We start from the raw sequence: 25,244 nt of genomic DNA on the forward strand, positions 1-25,244 counted from the left end.
AGATGATGAAATTAATTATTGCTATGGTACAAAATGAAGATGCATTCATATTATCCGATGCACTTACAGACGAAGGATATCAAGTAACAAAGCTAAATACGATAGGCGGGTTTTTAAAGATGAAAAATGTTACTTTGATGATTGGTACCGAAGAAGAAAAAGTTGAGAAAGCTTTGGAAATAATGAAGAAAATATGTAAAAAAAGAGAACAAGTTATATCTACACCTGTGGACGCTTCTTTTATGGAAAGTCCTCTTACGACATATACGGCAAGCGTAGAGGTTGGAGGCGCAACAGTCTTTGTATTGGACGTTGCACAGTTTGAAAAGTACTAATAATGTTAGATAATTTATTTGAAACGGAAAAAAATATACTTTTAAATCATATTGAAAAAGATACAATGTCTCATGCTTATCTGTTTTACGGTGCAGGGGAAGAAACTCTAGATAAAACAATACTGGAATTTCTTAAGACCCTATACTGTAAAAACGCTAAGTATTACTGTGATGAGTGTGAGGAATGTATAAAAATCAATACGAACAATAATATAGATATAACTCATATTTATAAAGATCCCGCAAGTATCAAAATAAAACAAATCAGGGATATGCAGTACAAAATAAGTTTATCTTCAAGCGAATATAAGTATAATATATTCGTTATTCATAATGCGGATACGATGACTATAGAGTCTTCCAATGCTTTTTTAAAGACCTTGGAAGAACCTGTTAAGGATACTATAATTATTTTATCCTCACCTTCCAAAGCAATACTTCTTCCCACGATACTTTCAAGGTGCATTCATATAAAAGTTAATGATAATAAAGTTACTTTAAGCCTTTCTGATGAGGAAAAAAATTATATATTGGAAAGTTTAGTTAATATATTAAAAGGAAATAATCTAAATAATGTAAATATAAGTAAAAAATTGACAAAAGAGAAGAATAAAGTTGAAAATTATACACTTTTTATAATGAAATTTTTCTCAGATGTGTTAATATATAAAGAAAGTAATTTAGATATGACTTTTAATGATAAAAGCTCTGATTATGTGGAATATATAAAACAAGTAAATAAGCTTGTTACTAAGGATAAATTACAAAAAATAATAGACAAAATTTTATATATAAATGAAATGATAAATTATAATGCGAATGCTTCTTTGGCATTTCTGAGTACATTTATATATATAGGGGAGGAAGTATAATGCAAAAAGTAGTAGGTGTAAGATTCAAACCTGCAGGTAAGATATATTATTTTGACCCTACAAATATTTATCTCAAATTGGAAGATAATGTAATTGTAGAGACAGCAAGAGGACTTGAGTATGGTACGGTTGCGAGTAAGGTAAAATACGTCGAAGAAGACGAAGTTACAAAACCGATTAAACCTGTCATAAGAAAAGCTACTGTAAAGGATACTAAAACGAATGAGGAAAATCTTAAAAAAGCAGAAAAGGCTTTAAAGATTTGTAAAGAAGAAATAATCAAGCAAAAACTTGATATGAAACTTATAAGAGCAGAGTATACATTCAATGCTTCAAAAGTTATTTTTTATTTTACGGCTGACGGAAGGATAGATTTCAGAGAGCTTGTAAAAAATTTAGCGTCGATATTTAAAATCAGAATCGAACTCAGACAAATAGGGGTAAGAGATGAAGCGAAGATTTTAGGCGGTGTAGGTCCATGCGGATGCGGACTTTGCTGTAATAAATGGCTTGGAGAATTCGAGCCGGTTTCAATTAAAATGGCGAAAGAACAAGGATTGTCACTTAATCCTTCAAAAATATCGGGAATATGCGGAAGACTTTTATGTTGTCTTCAATATGAACATAACTGTTATGAAGATGCCCTTTCAAGACTTCCTAAGGTTTCTGACAAAGTGAAGACCCCTGACGGCATAGGTACTGTCGAAAGACTTAATGTATTAAAAGAGACATTTCTCGTTAAATTTGAAAACGACGGAGATATCGCTTTTAAAGAATTTACGAATGGAGAAGTAAAAGTACTTAAGAAAAAGAAAAAACGTTGTTCAAACAAAGATACATGTCAAAATAAATCTTGTCCAAATCACGATAAACATGCTGAACATGCAGATGAAAATATAGATGAAGAACTTAAAAAATTAGAAAAAGATAATTAGGAGAATTAAGTTGAAGAAATTCTTTAAAACTTATTTTATAGATACTTTATCAAGCATGGCTTTAGGGCTCTTTTCTACACTGATCATAGGCAGTATTTTAAACCAAATCGGTGTAGTTTTTCATATCAGTTTTTTAACTGATACTCTTTTTCCCGCACTAAAAACCATGACGGCACCGGTAATAGCTGTCAGTGTTGCTTACGGACTTAAATCGGATCCTCTTGTAATATTTGCCTGCGGTGGTGCGGGGCTTATCGGAGGAGATCCCATAAGTGCACTGCTTGTGGGTATATCGGGTTCAATCGCGGGAATGCTGGTATCGAAAAAAACAAGTCTTGATATAATAATAACTCCGATAGTAACGGTTCTTGTAGGCGGGCTTGTCGGTTTTTACATAGGACCTGTGATGCAGAAGTTTATGCTGTTACTTGGTGAACTGATAATGAAGTCATGTGAACAGGAACCTTTGATTATGGGTATTTTGGTAAGTGTTATTATGGGTATTATTTTAACGCTTCCGATAAGTTCTGCGGCTCTCGGTATAATGCTTAATCTATCGGGACTTGCGGCAGGTGCTGCGTGTGTAGGCTGTGCTTCACAAATGATAGGTTTTGCGGTAATGAGCTACAGAGAAAATAAGTTTGAAGGTCTCATATCTCAGGGGCTTGGGACGAGTATGCTTCAAATCGCAAACATAATTAAAAAACCTATACTTTTCCTTCCGCCTATAATAACGAGTGCGATACTTGGACCTATTTCAACGGTCGTATTTAAGATGACAAATACCGCTTATGGCGCCGGAATGGGAACCAGCGGACTTGTTGGGCAGTTTGGGATGATAGAAGCAATGGGGAGCAGTACAGGAACTATTGCTATGATGATACTTATGCATTTTGTTCTTCCTGCTTTTTTAACATTTGTAATCAGTGAAATATTTAGGAAAAAGAATATAATAAAACCCGGAGATTTAAAATTAGAATTAAAATAGGAGAGATATTATGGAGAAACTTTTTAACAGTACAAGAGATAATAATAATAAACTCAGTCCTTCGAAAGCTATTATAAAAGGTCTTAGTGATGACGGAGGATTATTTGTTCCCGAGTTTTTAAAAGATGTAAAATTTAATTATAAAGACTTTATCGGTAAATCTTATAACTACATAGCTAAAATTATTTTAAGCGAATTTTTGGATTTTTCAAAAGAACAAATAGATTACTGTGTTGATACAGCTTATAGTTTAAACAACTTTGAAACCGAAGATATATTTAAAGTCGTTGATGTAGAAGACGGACTTTCTATATTGGAATTATTTAGCGGTAACACTATAGCATTTAAAGACTGTGCTCTTTCTATTTTGCCTCTTTTATTAAAATGTGCCAAAGAAAATGAAAATGACAAAGATGATGTTTTGATACTTACCGCAACCAGCGGGGACACTGGTAAAGCTGCTTTGGAAGGTTTTCATGATGTAGATGGTATAGACGTTATAGTTTATTATCCTTATAAAGGTGTTTCAAGATTACAGTTACTTCAAATGCTTACTCAAAAAGGAAGTAATGTCAAGAGTTATGCAGTGAAGGGTAATTTTGATGATACACAAGCCGGTGTAAAAGAAATATTTAACGACAGTGACTTTGAAAAGGAACTTGAAAAATACGGAGTTAAACTTTCTTCCGCAAATTCAATCAATATCGGAAGACTTCTTCCTCAGGTTGTATATTATTATCACTCATATGTAAGATTGATTGAACAAGGGAAAATTAAAGAAGGGGATAAAGTAAATTTTATAGTTCCTACAGGAAACTTTGGTAACATTTTGGCGGGATATTATGCTTATTTGACAGGTCTTCCGGTTTATAAACTAATTTGTGCTTCCAATGATAATAATGTACTTTTTGATTTCTTCAAAAGCGGTGTATATGATAAAAACAGAGAATTTAAAAAGACAATTTCACCTTCAATGGATATTTTGATATCCTCTAATCTTGAAAGACTTATTTATCATATGTATGATGGAGATGATAAAAAGGTAAAAGATTTGATGACTAAGTTAAATAATGAGGGTAAATATACTATAGACAGTAAATATATGTCTAAAGCCGATAATTTTATCGGAGGTTATGCAACCGAAGATGAAATCAGAAAAGTAATCAAAAAGGTTTATGAAGAAGATGATTACTTAATGGATACTCATACTGCTGCGGGGTATATGGTTTATAAAGATACTAAAGAAAATGATGATACATATTCTGTTTTATTATCCACAGCTTCACCTTATAAGTTTTCTAAAGACGTATATGATTCGATTTTTGAAGATGATGTAAAAGCTAGTGATGACGTTGAATATATGTATAAACTTAATGAGAAAACCAATGTAAATATACCAAAACCTGTAAACAATATAGAAAGCTTTGAAAGAAGAGAAGAAGAAGTTATTACAAAAGAAAATATGAGAAATTCTATACTAAAATATATAGAGGGTAAGAAATAATGTTTGAAATTAAAGCTCCCGCAACCAGTGCTAATTTATGCTGCGGATTTGATACTTTTGGACTTGCAGTAACTTTATATAACACTTTCAAAGTAGAAAAATGTGATAAATTTATTTTCGACGGAAAAGAAGAAGATATTAACAATACAAATAATTTGATTTTAACCAGTATGCTTACGACATGTAGATTTTTAAATAAAAAGCCTATTGGTGTAAAAGTAGAAGTTAAAAGCGACGTTCCTTCGACCAGGGGTCTTGGCAGTTCCGCCACATGTGTAGTTGCAGGGATCATAATGGCGTATAAAGTTTTGGGTATTGAAGTTGATATAGATGATGTTTTTAATATCGCTTCAAGTATCGAAGGGCATCCCGATAACGTTGCTCCTTGCATATTCGGAGGGACCACTCTTTCATATAAAGAAGATACGGAGTTTAAATATTACAAGATACATACCAATAAAAAATATAGGATATGTGCGTTTATTCCTCGTTTTAAACTTTCTACAAAGAAGGCAAGAAACGTGCTTCCGGATAAATACACTAGAGAAGATGTTGTATTCAATATTCAAAGAGCATCTCTTCTTCCACTTAGCTTGGAAAGAGGTGACAGCGAATTTGTAAAAGATGCACTTCAGGATAAAATCCATGAACCATACAGAAAAAATCTTATTAACGGATATGATGACATTGTAAATTTAACCGAGAAATATGGTTTTGTCGGTACATATCTGTCTGGTGCGGGTCCTACAATAATGGGAATATATGAAGGTAATATCAATCTCAGAAAGCTTGATTATGACATAAAAAAATTAAAAGATAAATATGACTTGTATCCGCTTAAAATTGATTTTGACGGAGTTAAATATTAAAAATAAAAATGAACAGTAATTTACTGTTCATTTTTTTATAATTGATACTAAAAATAATAATTATGGGTTGGGGTAGCTTCTCTTTCATAAAATGCGGGCAGCATTTTATTGAAAATCGAGAAGCGTTTAAGCCATAGTGGCGTTTGAACGTAAGGATTTTTTGGCTTCTTTTGTAGCCTGGGACAAAAGAAGCTCGCCCTTTAGGGCGAAATGTTTTAATCCTCTAACCAAGCACTAAAATCCGCATCGCTCGGCATTCTGAAGTCTCCTCTGGGACTTAAACTTACCGAACCGACTTTAGGTGCGTCTGGTGTACATGAACGTTTGAATTGAGATATGAAAAACCTTCTCATAAAATTATTAAGCCATTTTTCAATCGTTTCATCACTGTACTTATCTTTAAAAGCTTGTTTTGCAAGGAAGTGAAGTTTATCTTTCTTCGCTCCAAACCTTATAAAATAATATAAGAAAAAGTCATGAAGTTCATACGGACCTATATTATCTTCGGTTTTTTGGGCTATCTTTCCGTCCTTTGTCGGAGGTAGTAATTCCGGACTAACTGGAGTATCTAGAATATCCAAAAGAATTTCCTTTGTTTTATCATCACTCATCATTGCTACAGTCCTGACTAAATGAGAAACCAAAGTTTTCGGAACGCTTGCATTTACTCCATACATACTCATATGGTCGCCGTTATATGTGCACCATCCAAGAGCCATCTCACTTAAATCCCCTGTGCCTACGAGTATAGCTCCGTGCTTATTAGCCATATCCATTAGTACTTGAGTTCTTTCTCTTGCCTGTGTATTTTCATATGTCACATCATGAACATCTATATCGTGTTCTATATCTTTCATATGAAGAGTTGCGGCTTCTTTTATGCTGATTTCCTTTATTGTTACTTTTAATGATTTCATTAAATCTATAGCATTTGTATATGTCCTGTCTGTTGTACCAAATCCCGGCATTGTGATTCCTATTATATTTTCACTTGGAAGATTTAAAAGTTTCATTGTCTTATTTGCAACGAGTAAAGCCAGTGTTGAATCGAGTCCTCCCGAAATCCCTACGACCAATTTTTTTAGCCCGGTATGTTCAAGTCTTTTTGCGAGAGCCGAAGACTGAATATTGAAAATTTCGTTGCATCTTTCTATACGTTTGGTTTCGTCGTTAGGCGTAAAAGGATGAGGATCAATAAATCTATTGAAATTGGTAATATCAATATCATCTTCAAATTCGCACTCGATCTCTTCATAAAATTCTTCATATTGTTCTCTGCTGTCGCTGAAACTGATATTTTGCCTTCTTTGGAAATTTAATTTCTGTAAATCTATATATGCACATGTAAGTTGATTTTCTCTTTCAAATCTTTTTCCTTTGTTTAGTATAATTCCATTTTCCGCTATCAGAGAACTTCCTCCAAATAGTAAATCGGTCGTAGATTCATGAACCCCGGCTGAAACATATGCGTAAGCACATAAACATTTAGCACTTTGTGAAGAAATCAAATTGGTTCTGTATTCATCTTTTGAGACAACTTCATTGCTTGCGGAAATGTTCAAAATAAGATTAGCTCCGGATAGTGCAAGTTTTGCACTCGGTGCTATAGGTACCCATAAGTCTTCACATACTTCTATCCCGACAGTAAGATCATTACTTAATTTAAACAGCATTTGTCCGAAGGATACTTCCTGTCCTGCCAAGTATATTTCGTCTGATACGTTACTGCCGCTTACAAACCATCTTTTTTCGTAGAATTCGCTGTGAGTAGGTATAAATTCTTTGGGGATTACGCCAATGATTTCCCCGTTTAAAAATGCAACGGCACAGTTATAAAGTGAATTTTTATATCTTACCGGCATTCCCACAACAATGAAAATATCATCCTCTGCAGTTTTTTCAATAAGTTTTTCAAGTTCTTCTTCACATTTTTCAAGAAGGGTATCCTGAAAGAATAAATCCGCACAAGTATAAGAACTTATTGAGAGTTCAGGAGTTATGAGTATTTTTGCACCTTCTTTTTTTGCTTCTTTTACTAACTTATATATTTCATTTGTATTATAGCTTGGATTTGCGACTTTAACCTTAGGTACTCCGCATGCTACTTTTATAAATCCGTGATTGTTCATTTTTTTATCCTCTTAAAAATTTTATAGATATTAATTATATCATAATTTATCTTTATTTAAAATATTATGCAGTTTTAATGTCTTTTATATTCTAAGTATACTTTTAATGATTTAAAAATATAAATTTTTACATATTTAAACAAAAATGGTTAAATCAATTTACTTAATATGCTTCAAACCTCGCAAAGTTTGACATTTAACGGGCTTCGTAGTATACTAAATTGCAAATAATTTAAGTAAATATATAGTTAATTTACATAAAAATTAATTAAAATATACATAGGAGAAAGTAATTGACAAAGAAGAAAAGGTTAGCAATATTATTTATTGTAGATGCTTTGATAGTAACATTCAGTTCTATGATGTCTTTACTCTTAAGATTTGATTTGTTTACTATTCCTTCAAGGTTTTTATATCCTGCACTTAAGTTTCTCCCTCTTGATATATTTATAGCAATTTCTGTTCTTGCTATATTTAAAATGTACAACAGGGTATGGACTTATGCTTCCTTGGATGAGGTAATGTCTGCACTTAAAGCCTCTATAGTAATCGAACTTATTTATCTTTTATATCATAAACTTTTAAATGTAGGTATGCCCAGGAGTTATTACTTCTTTGATATTACCTTCTTATTTTTGCTCATTGCTTTATCCAGACTTTCCGTTAGGGTATTTAAAGGAATAATTGCAAGAAGACAAAAAAGTGCACTTAAAAGAAATATAATGATAATAGGTGCAGGTTCGGCAGGTTCTCTTTTAATCAAAGAAATCAGAAACGGAATGAAGAGTTATGATGTCGTTTGTATCATTGATGACAATGACGACAAAGTAGGAAAATATATACATAATATACCTATAGTCGGAGCAAGGGACGATATATTAAAAAATATTGCAAAATATGATGTCGATGAAGTAATAATTGCAATGCCTTCAGCCTCTGTAGATACGATAAGAGATATAATCACTATATGTAATCAAACCAGCGTTAAGTTAAAAATCCTTCCTGCAATAGCTAAAAGCCTTACAAGTTCTCTTACTCAAAAAGTAAGGGAGGTAAATTATGAAGATTTACTTGGCAGGGATGCTGTAGATATAAAAAATAAAGAGCTTAAAAAGTTTGTTGACGGCAAAACCGTAATGGTGACAGGAGGGGGCGGAACCATAGGGTCAGAACTTTGCAGACAAATAACAGCAAATAACCCCAAAAGACTTATAGTAGTAGATATATATGAAAATACTGCCTATGAACTTCAAATGGAACTTAAAAGAAAACATCCTGACATAGATGTTACGGTTCTTATTGCTTCCATAAGAGATATGAACAGAATGGATAGTATATTTAATAAATATAAACCTGAAATAGTTTATCACGCTGCGGCACATAAGCATGTTCCTTTAATGGAATATTCACCTAACGAAGCAGTTAAAAATAACTGCAAAGGTACTCTTAATCTTGTTAAATTAGCTGATAAATATAAGGTAGAGAGATTTGTTTTGATTTCTACGGATAAAGCTGTAAGACCTACCAATGTTATGGGGGCAACAAAAAGAATTTGTGAGATGATAATACAGAGCTATAATTCAAAATCAGAAACTGAATTTGTAGCTGTTAGATTTGGTAACGTGCTTGGAAGCAACGGCTCGGTCATACCTCTATTTTTAAAACAAATTGAAGAGGGAGGACCTGTAACAGTTACGCATAAGGAAGTTACTAGATTTTTTATGACTGTAAGAGAAGCGGTATCTCTCGTTATACAGGCAGGACTTCTTGCCAAGGGCGGGGAGATTTTTGTCCTTGATATGGGTAAACCTGTTAAGATTTATGATCTTGCAGTTAATTTGATAAAGCTTAAAGGATATATACCGGGAGAAGAAATAAAAATAGATGTTGTCGGACTCAGACCCGGTGAAAAGATGTACGAAGAAATACTTATGGAAGAAGAAGGTCTTACAGGTACAAAAAATCATATGATTTATATAGCAAAACCAATAGATATAGAAATCAATGAATTTCTGACTGATTTAAATGAACTTATAAACCTTGCTTATGAAAATAACGATGAAATCATAAGAAATGAAATCAAAAAGCTTTGTCCTACATATAAAGAAGTTAAGAATGATTAAATAATAACTTAAGAGATAAATCGTCTCTTAAGTTATTATTAATATTCTTGCTTTTTATTAATTGTAGATTAAAAATCAATCAATATTTGTCGATATGGTGTATAATATGTATCTGACATATAAGGAGATATTTTTGTGGAGATTAAAAGTAAAAAAAGTAATGTGATATTTAATATTCTAATTATAATTACAATGCTTATTTTTGTAATAAGAAATACATTGTTATTAAAACTTGATAATACTTTTTTTATAGGTTTAAACTTAATAAGCTTCTTTTTGTGCATTATTGTCTTTATATATTATTATATCAAGACATATAATAAATTGAATTTTAAAAAATTTATAAAAAATAATATCATTATTATTTTATATTTTATTTTTAGGATTATTACTTTATTTATAAAAGATTTCGATAATGCGACTCTCAGAAGTATAATTATAGAATTTTTCTTGTTGGTGATTTTATTTAGAGGACTTACTTTAAATGGAAATGATCCAAAGAAAATATTAAAACCATGTATTATTATAATATCATTGGTATCGGCATTTTTTATTTTAAGAGTTGTTTATTATCTTTTTACAAGCAGTGGACTGGAAGAAGCCTTTTTAAAATCTTTGATATACTCTGTTTCAGGTACGACCTTTAGCGTAAATCCCAATGACGGCGGAGTACTTGTGGCTTTTGTGATTGCATTTAGTTTATTATATATTGAAAAAAAAGATTATAAATATTATATATGCCTTATAATATCAATCTTGTATCTATTTATATCGGGATGCAGAAGTGCAATAACCGGATTAATTGTTGTAATGTTATGTTATTTGATAACAAAGTTTTGTAAAAAAATAGGATTTAAAAAGCAAATGGGTGTTGTTTTATCGATATCGCTGGCTTATTTGATAATAATGTTTTCCGTTGTAGGTGTAAACAGCAAGGTTGCAGGATTTACTCCATTTGAAAACTTATGGAATACCTACAGTTCACAGAGGTATATGCTGGATAAGTATACTATTTTATCTTTAAAAGATGATTTTTTATTAGGCTTTGGGAGTTATGAGTATACCGGTGAGAAGAGGTATAATTATTTGATGGATAACATTCCCCAAATGGTAGATGTCAAACTCGGAGCTGATGCAGGGTATGCAATCAAATATAAGACACTAAATGCGCATAACGGATTTCTTGATTTTATAGCAGGAAATGGTCTTATATGCTTGATTTTGTTTTTGTATTTCTTTGTAAGAAGAATTAAAAATTTAGATGATAAAGTGTGCAGAAAATATTTTTTACCTATTATATATATGATTGTGGTTTCTAATTTTGAAAACACTATTTTAAACATTATTCCATTCATGTTTTTCCTTATGATATTATTCATAGCATCTATGGAATATGAACAATTAAGAATCAATGAATCAAATGAAAATATTTAAATTTGGGAGTTAAAAATGGAAAACAACGAAAGAATTTTTTTAGCTTCACCACATATGAGTGATGAAGGATACGAACAAGAATACATAAAAGAAGCCTTCGATACTAACTGGATAGCACCTCTTGGGGCAAACGTAAATAATTTTGAAAAGGAAATATGTGAAGTAACCGGAGCAAAAGATGCTGCTGCGCTGGTTTCCGGTACTTCCGCCATTCACCTTGCTCTTAAACTGTTAAATATAAAAGAAAATGATATAGTATTTTGTCAAAGTCTGACTTTTTCAGCAAGTGCTAATCCTATCATATATGAAAACGCTACTCCTGTTTTTATAGACAGCGACAGAGATAATTGGAATATGAGTCCTAAAGCTTTGGAAGCGGCGTTTGAAAAATACAAAGAAAAAGGAATTAAACCAAAAGCAGTAATTGTTGTACACTTATATGGTATTTGTGCAAAAATAGATGAGATAATTGAAATATGTAATAAATATGATACTCCTATAGTCGAAGATGCAGCGGAGAGCCTAGGAAGTATATATAAAGGAAAAATGACGGGAACTTTTGGTGATTATGGTATTTTATCTTTTAACGGAAATAAGATAATTACTTCTTCTGGGGGCGGTATGCTTCTTGTAAATACACCTGACAGCAGTGAAAAAGCTGCAAGAGCAAGATTTTTATCTACTCAGGCAAGAGAAAATAAAAGATACTACTATCATAAAGAAGTCGGATATAACTACAGAATGAGCAATATCGTAGCGGGTATAGGCAGAGGTCAGCTAAAAGTTTTGGATAAAAGAGTGGAAAAGAAAAGAGAGATTTATTTCCATTATAAAGAAGCATTCAAAAATATTTCTGATATCGAGATGATGCCTATTAATGATGAGGAAACTAGATGTAACTGTTGGTTAACCACAATATTAATAGATGAAAAATCAAAGGTAAAACCTTTGGATGTGATTTTGAAGCTTGAAGAAAACAATATTGAAGCAAGACATGTTTGGAACCCTATGCATAAGCAGCCATTTTTTGAAAAATACGATTATATCGATAACGGCGGTGTAGGGGAGTATATATTTAATAATGGAGTATGTCTTCCTTCCGATACAAAAATGACAAAAGAAGATATGGAAAGGGTAAGTAATATTATAAAAACGCTTTGGGATTAATTATGATTAGAAAACGTACTTTTTATGATAAATATATAAAACGGATCATAGATTTTATTTTATCACTATGCGGGATTATAGCGCTTAGTCCTGTTTTATTAATAGTATCGTTTTTGGTCAGAGTGAAACTAGGTTCACCAATTCTATTTAAACAGGAAAGACCGGGACTTAACGGAAAAATATTTATGATGTATAAGTTTAGGACAATGACTGATGAAAAGGATGAGAACGGGGAACTTCTGGATGACGAGATAAGACTTACTAAGTTTGGTAAGATCCTCAGATCCACCAGTCTTGACGAGCTTCCCGAGATGTTTAATATATTAAAAGGAGATATGAGTATAATAGGTCCAAGACCTCTTTTAGTTAAATATTTGCCTTTATATAATGAAAGACAAGCTCATAGGCACGATGTAAAACCCGGACTTACCGGATATGCACAGGTAAACGGAAGGAATGCAATAAGCTGGGAAGAAAAGTTTGAGCTTGATATATTTTATGTAAATAATTCTTCATTGTTTATGGATATATTCATATTTTTTAAAACAATAAAAAAAGTATTTGTTAAAGAAGGTATCGACAGCGGTACTTCAGTAACAATGGAAGAATTTCAAGGCTCCAGAGAAGCCGAAGAGGTTATTTAATGAAAAAGATAGTTGTTATAGGCGGAGGCGGACATGCCAAAGTCGTTATTGATATAATAAAGAAAAACGGATATGAACCGTCGGAAATTGAAGTTTTAGATGACAATTTAGAAGTCGGCAGTGATATTTTATCTTGTAAAGTAGCAGGCAAAGTCGAGGATGTTTTAAAATATAATAAAGATACTAAATTTATAATTGCCATAGGTATTAATCAAGTAAGAGAAAAGATCTCTAAGGAATATGATCTTGATTATTCTACCTTTATTCATCCATCTGCCGTAATAGGTGAAGATGTAATAGTAGGTAAAGGCAGTGTGATAATGGGCGGCAGTGTAATTAACAGCGGAAGTATAATAGGAAATCATACTATAATCAATACTTCCGTCAGCGTAGATCACGACAGTAATATTGATGATTTTGTTCATTTATCTCCCGGAGTTCATATGGGGGGCAGTGTAAGCATTGGAAAAGGGACTTGGCTTGGAGTTGGGACTTCAGTTAAAAATAATGTAATTATAGGCGAAGATATCATAATTGGTGTTGGAAGTGTGGTTGTAAAAGATATAAACGAAAAAGGAACTTATGTCGGAAATCCTTTAATAAAAATCAAGTAATTAATGGGGTAATATATGAAAGTATGGATTTTAAATCATTATGCAACTAATATGTATTTTGATGAACTGGGAAGACATCAGAGTTTTGCGAAATATTTACTTAGAAAAGGGCATGAAGTAAAGATTTTTTGTGCTAGTACCGTTCATAACAGTGATGAAATTGTGGATTTAAATAATGATTTATATATAGAAAAAAAAGGAAAAGATGATGTTCCTTATATTTTTGTACAAACGTCTCCTTATATGGGAAATGGAGTATCAAGGATAAAGAATATGCTTTCATATTATAAAAATGTTAAAAAAGCGGTAAATGAATATATGAAAGTTGAAGGTAAGCCTGATATAATATATGCTTCTTCCGTCCATCCTTTGGCTCTCGTTGCGGGGATTAAAATCAAAAAGAAATTTAATATACCTTGTATAAGTGAAGTTAGGGATTTGTGGCCCGAAAGTCTTATAGAGTATGGTATAATAAAAAGAAAGAGTTTGATTGCAAAAATCTTATATAAGGGAGAGAAGTGGATTTATAAAAAGTCTGACGCAGTTCTTTTTACTATTCCCGGGGGAGAAAAATATATAAAAGACAGAAATTGGACAAGTGTCCTTCCTCAAAAAAAAGTTTTTTATATCAATAACGGGGTAGACCTTGAGGAATTTGAAGAGAATAAGAATAAATATACTTTTGAAGATGAAGATCTAAATAATGATAAGTTATTTAAAATAGTATATGCCGGTTCCATAAGAGATGTAAATAATGTAGATGAAATCCTTGATATGGCAAAAATTTATAAATATAAACATTTAGATGATGTCAAGTTTATTATTTACGGAGACGGTCCCAGAAAAGAACCTTTGGAAGAAGAAGCAAAAAGGTTGTCTTTGGATAATGTAGTATTTAAAGGAAGAGTAGAAAAGAAGTATATTCCTTTTATATTATCAAAGAGCGATTTAAATTTGATTAGTGGGATATCCGGAAATATAGGAGCATACGGAGTTAGCTGGAATAAACTTTTTGAATATATGGCAAGCGGTAAACCGATATGTGCTAATTATAATCTTGGAGAATTTAATTTAATAGAAGATAATAATGTCGGTATTTGTAAGAAGTACGATGATCTTAATGAATACTGTGATGATATAGAAAATAAAATAATATCGGATAAAGATAAGTATTCTAAATTATGTGACAATGCACTTAATGCAAGTATAGAATTTAGCTTTGACGAACTTACTGATAAGTTGATTGATATAATAGATTATTTAATTAAGTAAGATAGGGTGAAAAATATGAAAAACGAACTTTTAAAAAAAATAAAAAATAAAGAAATAATTGTTGGAGTGGTCGGACTTGGTTATGTTGGTCTGCCCCTTGCCGTCGAAAAAGCGAAAGCCGGATATAAAACTATAGGTTTTGATGTTCAGCCACAGAAAGTCGATATGGTAAACAGCGGTGAAAATTATATCGGAGATGTGGTCGACAGTGATTTAAAGAAGCTTACCGAAAGTAAAATGTTATCGGCTACGACTGATTTTAGTTTTGTAAAAGATGTTGATTTTATTGCCATATGTGTTCCGACTCCTTTAGATAAACACCAGCAGCCGGATATATCTTATGTTAAAAGCTCTACCATAGAAATATCCAAGTATTTAACAAAAGGTACTATGGTAGTATTGGAATCAACTACTTATCCGGGAACAACCGAAGAGCTTATCAAACCTATTTTGGAAGAGGGCTCGGGACTTAAATGCGGTGAGGATTTTTATCTTGGATTTTCTCCGGAAAGAGTCGATCCGGGTAACCTTATTTATAAAACCAAAAATACTCCTAAAGTAGTAGGTGCTATAGGAAAAGACGCAACAGAAGTGATCTCGGCTATGTACAGTTCGGTTTTGGAAAGTGATATCCATACTGTTTCATCTCCTGCAGTTGCGGAAATGGAAAAGATACTGGAAAATACTTATAGAAATATAAATATAGGTCTTGTAAATGAGCTTGCAATGCTTTGTCACGAAATGGGAATAAGTCTTTGGGAAGTTGTTGATGCTGCAAAGACCAAACCTTATGGTTTCCAAGCTTTTTATCCCGGTCCCGGACTTGGAGGACACTGTATTCCTCTAGATCCATATTATCTTTCATGGAAAGCAAGGGAATATGGTTTTCATACTTCCATGATCGAGAGTTCTATGATGATTAATGATAAAATGCCGGAGTATTGTGTTGAAAGAGCAATGAAGATACTTAACAGGCACGGTAAGGCTTTAAGTACATCAAAAGTACTTGTTTTGGGAGTTGCCTATAAGCAGGATATAGACGATTACAGAGAATCTCCGGCACTCAGTGTTATAGATATATTGGGTGAAAATGGAGCGGATGTAGATTTTTACGATCCTTTTATCAGTGAATATAAACATGAAGGAAAGAGTAAAAAAGGTATAAATAAAATAGACGATAAAATAATATCTTCTTATGATTTGGTTATGATAACTACAGCTCACAGTAATGTGGATTATGAAATGGTAAGTAACAATGCCAAAGCAATATTTGATACAAAGAATGTAATGAAAGATATTAAAAATAGAGATAATTTAGAAGTTTTATAATATATTTAGGAGAAAAGATATGAAATATGCGTTAATAGGCTGCGGTAGGATTTCTACCAATCATATCAAAGCTGCTGTTAATAATGAATTGGAAATAGCGGCTGTATGTGATATTTTAGATGAAAGAATGGAAGAAGTCCTTTCAAAGCATGGTTTACAAGAGGACGAAAATATAAAGAGATATAACGATTATAAAGTAATGGTTGAAGAAATCAAACCTGAGCTTGTGAGTATTGCTACTGAAAGCGGTTCACATGCCGAGATAGCGTTGTATTTAATAGATAAAGGAATAAATGTAATAATTGAAAAGCCTATGGCGATGAGTATCAAAGACGCTGATGAGATAATCAGGCGTTCAAATGAAAAGAATGTAAAAGTATCAGCATGCCATCAAAACAGGTTTAATATCGCCGTTCAGGAGATGAGAAATGCTCTTGAACGCGGAAGGTTCGGAAAATTATCTCACGGTTCTATTCATGTGAGATGGAACAGAAACAAAACTTATTATGAACAAGCACCTTGGAGAGGGACTTGGGCTGAAGACGGCGGCGCATTAATGAACCAGTGTATTCACGGTATAGATTTACTCAGATGGATGATGGGGGATGAAATCGAAGACGTTTACGGTGTAACAAAACAGCAGTTTCATGACTATCTAGAAGCCGAAGACATAGGTATGGCAGTGGTGAAATTTAAAAATGGTGCCGTTGGGACTATAGAAGGGACTACAAACGTATATCCTAAAAATCTTGAAGAAACTCTTTATTTGTTTGGGGAAAACGGTACGGTAAAACTCGGAGGAAAATCTACAAACAATATAGATGTTTGGGATTTTAAAGATGAAACCGAAGAAGACAATAAAAATAAAGGTTTGGAAGAAGCTACAAGCAATGTATACGGAAACGGACATACTTCTTTATTCAAAGATGTAATGAATGCAATTTATGAAGACAGAAAACCGTATGTAGACGCCGTGGCGGGAAGAAATGCATTGGAACTTGTATTAAGCGTTTATAAATCACAAAAAGAAGGAAAAGCAGTTAAACTTCCTTTGAAAGATTTTTCAAGTATAGATATGAAAGGCGAATTTTAAATGAGCGATTATTTTGTTCATGAATCAAGCTATGTAGATGAAGATGTCATAATTGGTAAAAATACCAAGGTATGGCATTTTTGCCATATACAAAAAGGTGCGAGGATAGGCGAAAATTGTTCTTTCGGACAGAATGTCAATGTATCAAATAATGTGATTATAGGTAACGGATGTAAGGTTCAAAATAATGTATCCATTTATGAAGGAGTGGAACTTAAAGATTATGTTTTCTGCGGTCCCTCAATGGTATTTACCAATGATTTGACCCCGAGAGCTAAATATCCGAAGGGTCCTTTGGGGTATAAAAAAACGATTTTGGAAACAGGTGCTACGGTAGGCGCAAATGCAACAATAGTTTGCGGTCATAACCTAGGTAAATGGTGTATGATTGCTTCCGGGGCTGTAGTTACGAAAGATGTTCCCGATCATGCTTTATTTGCGGGCGTTCCCGCTAAGCAAATAGGCTGGGTGTGCGAGTGCGGAAATATACTCGATGAAAATTTAGAATGTTCTTGTAAAAGAAAATACAAAAAAGGAAGCAATGGACTTATAAAAAGGTAGGAATAATAATGATTAAAGTTTGCCATATGACAAGTGCACATAAACCGACCGATGTAAGGATATTCGAAAAAGAATGTGTTTCGTTGGCTAAAAAAAATGAATATGAAGTATATTTGGTCGCAAAAGGTGACAGTTACGAAAGTAAGAATGTTCATATCGTGGGAATAGGAACGAGTAACAGAGGCAGGATATCTAGGATGTTATTCACTGCTAAAGATATCTACAAAAAGGCTCTTGAGGTAAATGCGGATATTTATCATTTTCATGACCCTGAACTTCTTCCTTATGGTCTTAAGCTTAAGAAAAAAGGAAAGAAAGTGATTTTTGACAGTCATGAGAATTACAGTGAGCAGATAAAAGAAAAATATTATATCCCTAAAATGTTAAGAGGATTTATTTCAAAAGTATTTAAAAGCTATGAAAGTAAAGTTAGCAAAAAAATAGACGGAGTGATTTTTCCATGTCCCATGTTTGGTAAACATCCTTTTGAGGGAAGAAGTAAAAGATGTGTATATATAAATAATACTCCTATATTGGAAGAGCTTTATGATAAATATGAAGAAGTTAAAAAGGATTATTCCAAACCTGTTGTTTGTTATGCCGGAGGGCTTAATTATAACAGAGGTATAACTCATTTGATAAAAGCAAGCTATAATGCAGGAGCAAAGCTTATTCTCGGGGGAAATTTTGTGCCTGCTTCTTACGGAGAAGAACTTAAAGAGACTAAAGAATATAAATGTGTAGATTTCAGAGGATATCTAAACAGAGATGATATCTTAAATATGTATAAGGAGTCAACCATAGGTGCAAACGTACTTTTAAATGTAGGTCAGTATGCGGTACTTTCAAATTTATCGACAAAAATATATGAATTTATGTCCATGGGACTTCCCATTATAAGTAACGATTATCCTTATGCCAGAGAAGTCATTGAAAAATATAATTTCGGTATCGTTGTAAATTCCGATAACGTTGATGAAATTGCAAATGCAATAAAATACTTAAGTGACAATCCAAAGGCAGCCAAGGAAATGGGCGAAAATGGAAGAAGAACGATAAAAGAGCATTTTAACTGGAGTATAGACGAAAAAGTATTATATGATTTATATGAAGATATATTGAAGTGAGGATAGTTATGGAGTTCAGAGATTTAAAAACACAATATAAAGTACTTAAAGATGATATTGACAAAGCGGTAGTTGAAGTTATGACTAATTGTAACTTTATAAGCGGTAAGCAGGTAGAGAAATTGGAAAAAGAACTTGCAGAATATGTGGGAGTAAAGCACTGCGTAACTTGTGCTAACGGTACGGACGCTTTATCTCTTGCTTTAATGGCTTGGAATATAAAAGAGGGGGATGCTGTTTTTGTTCCCGATTTTACATTCTTTGCTTCGGGAGAAGTTGTATCTCATATAGGTGCTACACCGATATTTGTTGATGTGGATAAGGACACTTTTAATATTTCTGCAAATAGTCTTGAAAATGCTATTTTGAAAGTAAAAAAAGACGGCAAATTAAATCCAAAAGTTATAGTAGCAGTGGATTTATTCGGACTTCCCGCTGATTATACAGAATTAAAAAAGATAGCTGACAAATATGGACTTTTTATACTTGAGGACGCTGCACAGGGATTTGGAGGAGAAATAGAAGGTAAAAAGGCTTGCAGTTTCGGTGATATAAGTACGACTTCATTTTTTCCCGCAAAGCCTCTCGGTTGTTACGGCGACGGCGGTGCTGTTTTTACTGATGACGATAACATATGTGAGCTTCTGAAGTCTTACAGAGTACACGGAAAAGGGTCTATGAAATATGATAATGTAAGAATTGGTGTCAATTCAAGACTAGATACGATTCAGTCTGCAATATTATCTATTAAATTGAAAGCCTTTAGAGAATATGAGCTAAAAGATATAAATAAGGTAGCTGATAAGTATAGTGAAAAACTTGAGGGAGTAGTGAAAACTCCATATATACCTAAAGGGTTTTACTCCAGTTTTGCTCAGTATACTATCACTTTGGATAATAAAAAAGTCAGAGACGATTTACAAAAATATTTAGCTGATAATGACATACCTACAATGATCTATTATCCAAAACCGATGCATGAACAAAAAGCATTTGATTATCTTGAATATAAGGGAGAAGGTTTTAAAAATACGATTTCTCTTTGTGATAATGTGCTTTCCTTACCTATGCATCCTTATTTGAAGGATGAAGAGATTTCAAAAGTAGCTGATACAATAAAAGAGTTTTTTAACGGAAATAAATAAATGAAGATATTGATAATTGGGAATGCAAATTCCTTTTGGATTAAAGAATACGTTGAGTATATACTCCCGGGTAGTGATAATGAGGTATTTATTGCCAGCAAAAGTGTTGTAAATAAATATTTTAAGGATTTTTATAATAAAAATAATATTAATATATTAGAAACAAATCATGGTACATTTTTATTTGATCGTATACCAAAGTTAAAGACATTAGTAAATATGTATAGGAAAGTAAAAAAAGAAGCAGGTAACGGGATGTTTGATGTTATTCATATTCATTCGGTCCCAAGTAATTTTATGGTTACTTTTTTAAACAAGTTTATAGTCAGATTTGGTAAGAGAATTGTTTGTACTTACTGGGGATCCGATTTACTTTCTAAAACAAAGGAACAGCTTATGAAAGCCATACCTTGCCTGGATAAAGCAAAGTGTATATCTTATTCTTCGGACGGTATGGATAGATATTTTCATGATGTGTTCGGAGATATTTATAATGATAAGATAGTAAGGGCTAAATTTGGTATATCGATATATGATGTTATAGATAAAGTAAAAAGTCATAAGAGTAAAGATGAATGCAAAGAGTTCTTTGGCATAGAAAAAGATAAAATCGGTGTTATGATAGGCTATAACGGAAGTATAAGACAAAACCATTTAAAAGTCATAAATGAATTATCCACGTTAGATAATGAAACTTTGAATAAATTAAATATTGTTATTCAGCTAAGTTACGGTCTTACATCCGATGAATATCGACAAAATATTATTGATGAAATCAGTAAAATAAATGTTAAACATGTAATAATCGATGATTTTTTGAATAAAGAAAAATCTGCTATGCTAAGGAATGCTACCGATATTTTTATTCATGCACAGGAAAGCGATGCTTTTTCTGCATCAATTCAGGAGTGCGTATACGGAGGAGCTGTACTTATAAATCCGGAGTGGATAGTATATAAAGAATTCGATGATATAGGTATTGATTATATTAAATATCGTTCATTTAATGAATTACCTTTAATTATAAAAGATATATCTGATGGAAATGTTAATATTTACAATGCTGATAAAGTAAAAGAGTTATATGAGAAATATTCATGGAATGCGGTAAAAAAAGACTGGCTGAAATTATATAAATAGTAAATGGGGACGATTTTATGAGGGCAAAAATATTTGATAAGATATATATGGATTTTATAAATTACATATATAAAAAGACTCGTCATATGTCTGAAGATATTAAGGCTAAAATAGTTGTTTTTAGCTTTTTTATGCTATTTATAAATATGTTTTTGTCTACTGCCGGTGTTTATAAGGGAAGTACGTCCATTGCCGCTTTTATAGGTGTAATAATAACATTTTTTATTATTTTATTTGGAATAGATAAAAAAATTGAAAATATAGAAATAAATAAAAACTTACTAATTTTATTATATATTGTATCAGGATTTTTCCTTATTTCCGGAATATTACATAGAGTTATGGCATATATATTATGTTCATTGATTTTTGCTGTTTTGTTGCCTATTCTTTATATTATTTTTAATGATGAAATCGGATATAGTAAATTTTTAATAAGTTTTAATAATGGTATAAAATATAGTTTTATATTATTGATTATTGTTTCAATATTTATTTCTCCATTGACTTCCGGGCAGTATGCTTCATTCCTTGCAAATCCAAATGGTCTTGGCGCTTATTTAACAATAGTCTTTCCTTGTTTATTATATTTATTTGAGACAGAAAAAGATAAAGCGAATAAGGTTTTAGATGTAATATTGATTGGGTGTGTATTTGGATTATCTATATTCGTAAAATCGAGGACTACATATTTATCATTTATATTTATTGGTATTGTTTATATACTATATTTGTTTATAAATAAAATAAATTTAAAAGAAATTTTAATTAGATTATTTAAAATATTATTGTCTTCTGCTCTCGGGACAGTTATATTATTTTCAATGCTTACATATGTCAGTAATTTCATTATTAGTGCGGAGAAGAATATATTTGGAAATTCCTTTGTCGTAACGTTTAAGGCTGAAAGCAGCTACAGAGAATTTACAAGTCTCACAGAACAAATAAGCTCTGCGGCAGACAGAAGCAAGAAAGGAATAGCCGATGATAATACTCTTTCTTCGGGAAGAGCTGAGATATGGAGCATGTATATAAGTAAACTTAACTTTTGGGGACATAATGCAGATAAGTTAAAAGTTCCTTATCAGGAAGGATATCTTGAAGCGAATTCTCATAACACATATTTGCAAATAGCTTATTCTGCTGGTATAATAGCAGGACTGAGCTTTGTAATCATGAATGTTTTATTTTTAATATACTTATTAAAAATTATATTTTATGGATTTACGAATAGAAATTTAGATATTAAATACTTATTTATAGGTTCTATGCTTATAGGGTGCGAGATAACTATGGTTCTTTCATCGGTATATTATCCATATATAAGTTCGGTATCGATAGTATATTATTTTGTAATAGGATATTTATTTAATAAACAAGATAAGCTCAATATTTAATTATTTTGAAAATTGGTGGATAGTATGAGTGATAAGAAATTATCTTCAGGAAATATTATAATCAATCTTATCTGGAAATTTATGGAACGTATAAGTGTGCAAGCGATAAACCTGATCATTCAAATATTGCTTGCAAGAAAATTGTTTCCGGAAGATTTTGCTGCAGTAGCTATCATTACTGTTTTTATTAATATTGCAACCATATTCGTTCAAAGCGGTTTCGGAACAGCTCTTATTCAAAAAGCGGAAATTGATGAACTGGATAGCTCTTCGATTTTTTATTTTAGTATCTCTGCTTCTTTTGTACTTTATATAATTTTATTTTTTGCGGCTCCTTATGTTGCGAATTTTTATCATCAGGATATACTTAAAAACTTACTAAGGGCTGAAGCCATCATATTGGTGTTTGGCGCTTTTAATACTGTTCAGCAGGCTATTTTAGCAAGAAATTTGGAATTCAAGAAGAATTTTAAGGCAAGTTTACTTGGATGTATTGCGTCAGGCATAACTGGGGTTGGGCTTGCCTATGCGGGAGCTGGAATATGGGCGCTTGCTATTTCTACAATAGTAAATAATTTTGTTTTGACTGTAGTGCTTTGGTTTAGCGTAAGATGGCGACCAAAGTTGATATTTTCATTGAAACGAGTAAAAACTTTATTTTCATTCAGCTGGAAGCTTGTTTGCTCTTCTTTGGTCAGTGTTATTTATACTAATGTAAGGACTCTGATTATAGGTAAAGCTTTTAAATCCGATACTCTCGGTTATTACAACAGAGGGGACATGCTGGGCTCAAGTCTTATGAACGGGCTTACCGGTGCGATAAATGCGGTTATGCTTCCTGTTTTATCTACTAAACAGGATAAAATAGAGGAAATGAAAAAAATGCTCAGAAGAGCAATGTCCCTTAATTGCTTTGTCATATTTCCCGTTATGTTTGGGCTTGTTGCGGTATCAAAGCCGCTGATACTTATTTTATTTACGGATAAATGGCTTAATGCCGTTCCTTTTATGCAGCTTGTTTGTATTGCATATGCATTTTATCCTATGCATTCAGCTAATCTTCAAGCAATAAATGCTTTGGGACGAAGCGATGTTGCACTTAAATTGGAAGTAATAAAACGTGTTATCGGACTTTGTTTAATTGGGTTAAGCTTCCCATTTGGCGTATATGCTATTGTGGGAAGTGAAATATTATTTTCTTTGGTAGCAACTATAGTTAATGGTTTTCCCAATAAGTACTTAATAAATTATTCTATAAAAGAACAATGGAGGGATATCATTCCTTATTTGATTTTGGCAGTTATAATGTCCATATTGGTATATTCTTTAAGCTTAATACTTAATATTCCAAATATTTTATTATTGATAATTCAGATTATAATGGGTATTATGATTTATATTATAGGTTGTCATATATTAAAACTAGATGCGTATACATATATGCTTAATAAAATAAAATCTGTTTTATCATCAAGAAAGTAAAAGATATATTTGCTGATATATCTTTTTTATTTACTCTCTTTATTTTCTTTTTTTGTAATAAAATGATATAATAAGTTAAATACTCGAAAAAGGAGAATATTATGTCACTTAAAAGTAACAAAATAAAATCATTTTTATCTGTAATTATATGTATTTTATTTGTTTTTTTTATGTGTTCATGTTCTTCTGATGAAGGAAATGATTCCGGCGGAGCAGAGGCAAAAACAGCTACTGTTAATAATAATAAAACACCTACTTATATATCTCATAAACCAAAAGCCAGTGGGAAAAAAGTATATGGTAATGATGAAGCCGAGATTGATGCTTCTAATATAAAAGACGGATATGTAATGGTTAAATATAAAGGTAAGACCGATAAGAGGCTAAAAATTTTGGTCAATTCGCCCAATAGGGAAAGCTGTAATTATGATTTGGAAGGCGACGGGAGCTATGAAACTATTTCATTCCCTTATGGCAGCGAAACTTATAATGTAGGAGTATATAAAAATATATCTGGAAATCAATACTCTACAGTTTATTCAACCGATTTGAATGTTGAAATAAAAGATAAATTTATGCCGTTCCTTCTTCCCAATGCATATGTAAAATTCGATGAAAATGATGAAACCATTAAAGTTGCAAGTGATATAACAAAAGATGATAAGACGCAGCTTGAAATCATTGAAACCATATATAATTATGTAACGGATAAAATATCTTATGATAATGATCTTGCAGCAAAAGTTTTGAACGGCGAAACCAGCGGTTATATACCGAGTATAGACAGTGTTCTTGACAGCGGAAAAGGGATATGTTTCGATTATGCTGTTGTTATGACTGCAATGCTTAGAAGCAAAGATATTCCCACAAAACTGATTATAGGATACTCGGGGGAAGTATATCACGCTTGGGTAAATGTATATTCCAAAGAAAGCGGAGAAATCGATAAGGTAATTAAATTTGACGGTAAAGATTATGTCCTGATGGATCCGACTTTTTCTTCTTCTTATAAAGATGAAGATGAGCTTCAGGAATATATAGGGGACGGAACGAAATATCAGGAAAAGTACGTATATTAAAGGAG

General features: G+C 32.1%; 22 protein-coding genes. 21 read left to right on the plus strand and 1 reads right to left on the minus strand.

Going from position 1 to position 25,244, the window contains the following annotated elements; all coding sequences use genetic code 11:
* Positions 1-5 precede the first annotated feature (5 nt).
* The 6 genes from NSA01_RS01435 to thrB are packed head-to-tail and all read left to right on the plus strand — an operon-like array spanning position 6 to position 5,503.
* Positions 6-335, plus strand: a complete 330-nt coding sequence (locus tag NSA01_RS01435; RefSeq protein ID WP_257479800.1) for a cyclic-di-AMP receptor — start codon at positions 6-8, stop codon at positions 333-335.
* A gap of 2 nt (positions 336-337) precedes the next feature.
* Positions 338-1,207 carry a DNA polymerase III subunit gene (locus NSA01_RS01440; protein ID WP_257479741.1) on the plus strand — a complete coding sequence of 290 codons (870 nt, stop codon included), beginning with the start codon at positions 338-340 and terminating at the stop codon, positions 1,205-1,207.
* Positions 1,207-2,142, plus strand: coding sequence for a PSP1 domain-containing protein (locus NSA01_RS01445; protein WP_257479742.1), 936 nt, complete (start codon positions 1,207-1,209; stop codon positions 2,140-2,142). The genes NSA01_RS01440 and NSA01_RS01445 overlap by 1 nt, the downstream gene beginning before the upstream one ends.
* A 10-nt stretch (positions 2,143-2,152) precedes the next feature.
* A complete protein-coding gene (locus NSA01_RS01450; RefSeq protein ID WP_257479743.1) occupies positions 2,153-3,130 on the plus strand; it encodes a PTS transporter subunit IIC in 978 nt (325 codons plus the stop codon).
* Positions 3,131-3,140: 10 nt separating this feature from the next.
* Positions 3,141-4,634, plus strand: coding sequence for a threonine synthase (gene thrC, locus NSA01_RS01455; protein WP_257479744.1), 1,494 nt, complete (start codon positions 3,141-3,143; stop codon positions 4,632-4,634).
* On the plus strand, positions 4,634-5,503 hold the full coding sequence (gene thrB / locus NSA01_RS01460) for a homoserine kinase (RefSeq protein WP_257479745.1): 870 nt from the start codon (positions 4,634-4,636) through the stop codon (positions 5,501-5,503). The genes thrC and thrB overlap by 1 nt, the downstream gene beginning before the upstream one ends.
* A gap of 215 nt (positions 5,504-5,718) precedes the next feature.
* Here thrB and NSA01_RS01465 read toward each other — a convergent pair whose 3' ends face one another.
* The gene (locus NSA01_RS01465) at positions 5,719-7,632 is read right to left on the minus strand and encodes an NAD(+) synthase (protein WP_257479746.1); all 1,914 of its coding nucleotides are present in this window, start codon (positions 7,630-7,632) and stop codon (positions 5,719-5,721) included.
* A gap of 293 nt (positions 7,633-7,925) precedes the next feature.
* Here NSA01_RS01465 and NSA01_RS01470 point away from each other — a divergent pair, with 293 nt between their 5' ends.
* From NSA01_RS01470 to NSA01_RS01540, 15 genes are all read left to right on the plus strand, one after another.
* Positions 7,926-9,755 (plus strand): polysaccharide biosynthesis protein, encoded by a 1,830-nt coding sequence (locus NSA01_RS01470; RefSeq protein WP_445080006.1) that lies wholly within the window; start codon positions 7,926-7,928, stop codon positions 9,753-9,755.
* 324 nt (positions 9,756-10,079) lie between these two features.
* The gene (locus NSA01_RS01475; RefSeq protein WP_257479747.1) at positions 10,080-11,189 is read left to right on the plus strand and encodes an O-antigen ligase family protein; all 1,110 of its coding nucleotides are present in this window, start codon (positions 10,080-10,082) and stop codon (positions 11,187-11,189) included.
* A gap of 15 nt (positions 11,190-11,204) precedes the next feature.
* On the plus strand, positions 11,205-12,356 hold the full coding sequence (locus NSA01_RS01480) for an aminotransferase class I/II-fold pyridoxal phosphate-dependent enzyme (RefSeq protein WP_257479748.1): 1,152 nt from the start codon (positions 11,205-11,207) through the stop codon (positions 12,354-12,356).
* A gap of 2 nt (positions 12,357-12,358) precedes the next feature.
* Positions 12,359-13,000 (plus strand): sugar transferase, encoded by a 642-nt coding sequence (locus tag NSA01_RS01485; protein ID WP_257479749.1) that lies wholly within the window; start codon positions 12,359-12,361, stop codon positions 12,998-13,000.
* The gene (locus tag NSA01_RS01490; protein WP_257479751.1) at positions 13,000-13,614 is read left to right on the plus strand and encodes an acetyltransferase; all 615 of its coding nucleotides are present in this window, start codon (positions 13,000-13,002) and stop codon (positions 13,612-13,614) included. Before NSA01_RS01485 ends, NSA01_RS01490 begins: the two co-directional genes overlap by 1 nt.
* Before the next feature lie 15 nt (positions 13,615-13,629).
* Positions 13,630-14,886, plus strand: coding sequence for a glycosyltransferase family 4 protein (locus tag NSA01_RS01495; RefSeq protein WP_257479752.1), 1,257 nt, complete (start codon positions 13,630-13,632; stop codon positions 14,884-14,886).
* 15 nt (positions 14,887-14,901) lie between these two features.
* Positions 14,902-16,215 (plus strand): nucleotide sugar dehydrogenase, encoded by a 1,314-nt coding sequence (locus NSA01_RS01500; RefSeq protein ID WP_257479753.1) that lies wholly within the window; start codon positions 14,902-14,904, stop codon positions 16,213-16,215.
* A 19-nt stretch (positions 16,216-16,234) separates the two neighbouring features.
* On the plus strand, positions 16,235-17,308 hold the full coding sequence (locus NSA01_RS01505; protein ID WP_257479754.1) for a Gfo/Idh/MocA family protein: 1,074 nt from the start codon (positions 16,235-16,237) through the stop codon (positions 17,306-17,308).
* Positions 17,309-17,869: an acyltransferase gene (locus tag NSA01_RS01510; protein WP_257479755.1), complete on the plus strand. Its 561-nt coding sequence runs from the start codon at positions 17,309-17,311 to the stop codon at positions 17,867-17,869.
* An 8-nt stretch (positions 17,870-17,877) separates the two neighbouring features.
* Positions 17,878-18,996, plus strand: a complete 1,119-nt coding sequence (locus NSA01_RS01515; protein ID WP_257479756.1) for a glycosyltransferase family 4 protein — start codon at positions 17,878-17,880, stop codon at positions 18,994-18,996.
* 8 nt (positions 18,997-19,004) lie between these two features.
* Positions 19,005-20,141, plus strand: coding sequence for a DegT/DnrJ/EryC1/StrS family aminotransferase (locus NSA01_RS01520; RefSeq protein ID WP_257479758.1), 1,137 nt, complete (start codon positions 19,005-19,007; stop codon positions 20,139-20,141).
* Positions 20,142-21,281, plus strand: a complete 1,140-nt coding sequence (locus NSA01_RS01525) for a glycosyltransferase (RefSeq protein WP_257479759.1) — start codon at positions 20,142-20,144, stop codon at positions 21,279-21,281. It abuts the gene before it with no gap.
* Positions 21,282-21,298: 17 nt separating this feature from the next.
* Positions 21,299-22,678, plus strand: a complete 1,380-nt coding sequence (locus tag NSA01_RS01530) for an O-antigen ligase family protein (protein ID WP_257479760.1) — start codon at positions 21,299-21,301, stop codon at positions 22,676-22,678.
* A 24-nt stretch (positions 22,679-22,702) separates the two neighbouring features.
* On the plus strand, positions 22,703-24,160 hold the full coding sequence (locus tag NSA01_RS01535; protein ID WP_257479761.1) for a lipopolysaccharide biosynthesis protein: 1,458 nt from the start codon (positions 22,703-22,705) through the stop codon (positions 24,158-24,160).
* Between the two features lie 101 nt (positions 24,161-24,261).
* Positions 24,262-25,239, plus strand: a complete 978-nt coding sequence (locus NSA01_RS01540; RefSeq protein WP_257479762.1) for a transglutaminase-like domain-containing protein — start codon at positions 24,262-24,264, stop codon at positions 25,237-25,239.
* The last annotated feature ends 5 nt before the right edge of the window (positions 25,240-25,244 follow it).

It is taken from the genome of Anaerofustis stercorihominis (genome assembly GCF_024623185.1).
In the GTDB taxonomy this organism is placed as follows: Bacteria; Bacillota; Clostridia; order Eubacteriales; family Anaerofustaceae; genus Anaerofustis.

What these genes read in the sequence shown, in the direction of transcription:
- NSA01_RS01485 (WP_257479749.1), top strand. Translation starts at nt 12,359, where the DNA reads ATGATTAGAAAACGTACTTTTTATGATAAATATATAAAACGGATCATA.
- NSA01_RS01510 (WP_257479755.1), top strand. Translation starts at nt 17,309, where the DNA reads ATGAGCGATTATTTTGTTCATGAATCAAGCTATGTAGATGAAGATGTC.
- NSA01_RS01500 (WP_257479753.1), top strand. Translation starts at nt 14,902, where the DNA reads ATGAAAAACGAACTTTTAAAAAAAATAAAAAATAAAGAAATAATTGTT.
- NSA01_RS01530 (WP_257479760.1), top strand. Translation starts at nt 21,299, where the DNA reads ATGAGGGCAAAAATATTTGATAAGATATATATGGATTTTATAAATTAC.
- NSA01_RS01515 (WP_257479756.1), top strand. Translation starts at nt 17,878, where the DNA reads ATGATTAAAGTTTGCCATATGACAAGTGCACATAAACCGACCGATGTA.
- NSA01_RS01445 (WP_257479742.1), top strand. Translation starts at nt 1,207, where the DNA reads ATGCAAAAAGTAGTAGGTGTAAGATTCAAACCTGCAGGTAAGATATAT.
- NSA01_RS01520 (WP_257479758.1), top strand. Translation starts at nt 19,005, where the DNA reads ATGGAGTTCAGAGATTTAAAAACACAATATAAAGTACTTAAAGATGAT.
- thrB (WP_257479745.1), top strand. Translation starts at nt 4,634, where the DNA reads ATGTTTGAAATTAAAGCTCCCGCAACCAGTGCTAATTTATGCTGCGGA.
- NSA01_RS01525 (WP_257479759.1), top strand. Translation starts at nt 20,142, where the DNA reads ATGAAGATATTGATAATTGGGAATGCAAATTCCTTTTGGATTAAAGAA.
- NSA01_RS01540 (WP_257479762.1), top strand. Translation starts at nt 24,262, where the DNA reads ATGTCACTTAAAAGTAACAAAATAAAATCATTTTTATCTGTAATTATA.
- NSA01_RS01465 (WP_257479746.1), bottom strand. Translation starts at nt 7,632, where the DNA reads ATGAACAATCACGGATTTATAAAAGTAGCATGCGGAGTACCTAAGGTT.
- NSA01_RS01440 (WP_257479741.1), top strand. Translation starts at nt 338, where the DNA reads ATGTTAGATAATTTATTTGAAACGGAAAAAAATATACTTTTAAATCAT.
- NSA01_RS01505 (WP_257479754.1), top strand. Translation starts at nt 16,235, where the DNA reads ATGAAATATGCGTTAATAGGCTGCGGTAGGATTTCTACCAATCATATC.
- NSA01_RS01535 (WP_257479761.1), top strand. Translation starts at nt 22,703, where the DNA reads ATGAGTGATAAGAAATTATCTTCAGGAAATATTATAATCAATCTTATC.
- NSA01_RS01495 (WP_257479752.1), top strand. Translation starts at nt 13,630, where the DNA reads ATGAAAGTATGGATTTTAAATCATTATGCAACTAATATGTATTTTGAT.
- NSA01_RS01490 (WP_257479751.1), top strand. Translation starts at nt 13,000, where the DNA reads ATGAAAAAGATAGTTGTTATAGGCGGAGGCGGACATGCCAAAGTCGTT.
- NSA01_RS01435 (WP_257479800.1), top strand. Translation starts at nt 6, where the DNA reads ATGAAATTAATTATTGCTATGGTACAAAATGAAGATGCATTCATATTA.
- thrC (WP_257479744.1), top strand. Translation starts at nt 3,141, where the DNA reads ATGGAGAAACTTTTTAACAGTACAAGAGATAATAATAATAAACTCAGT.
- NSA01_RS01480 (WP_257479748.1), top strand. Translation starts at nt 11,205, where the DNA reads ATGGAAAACAACGAAAGAATTTTTTTAGCTTCACCACATATGAGTGAT.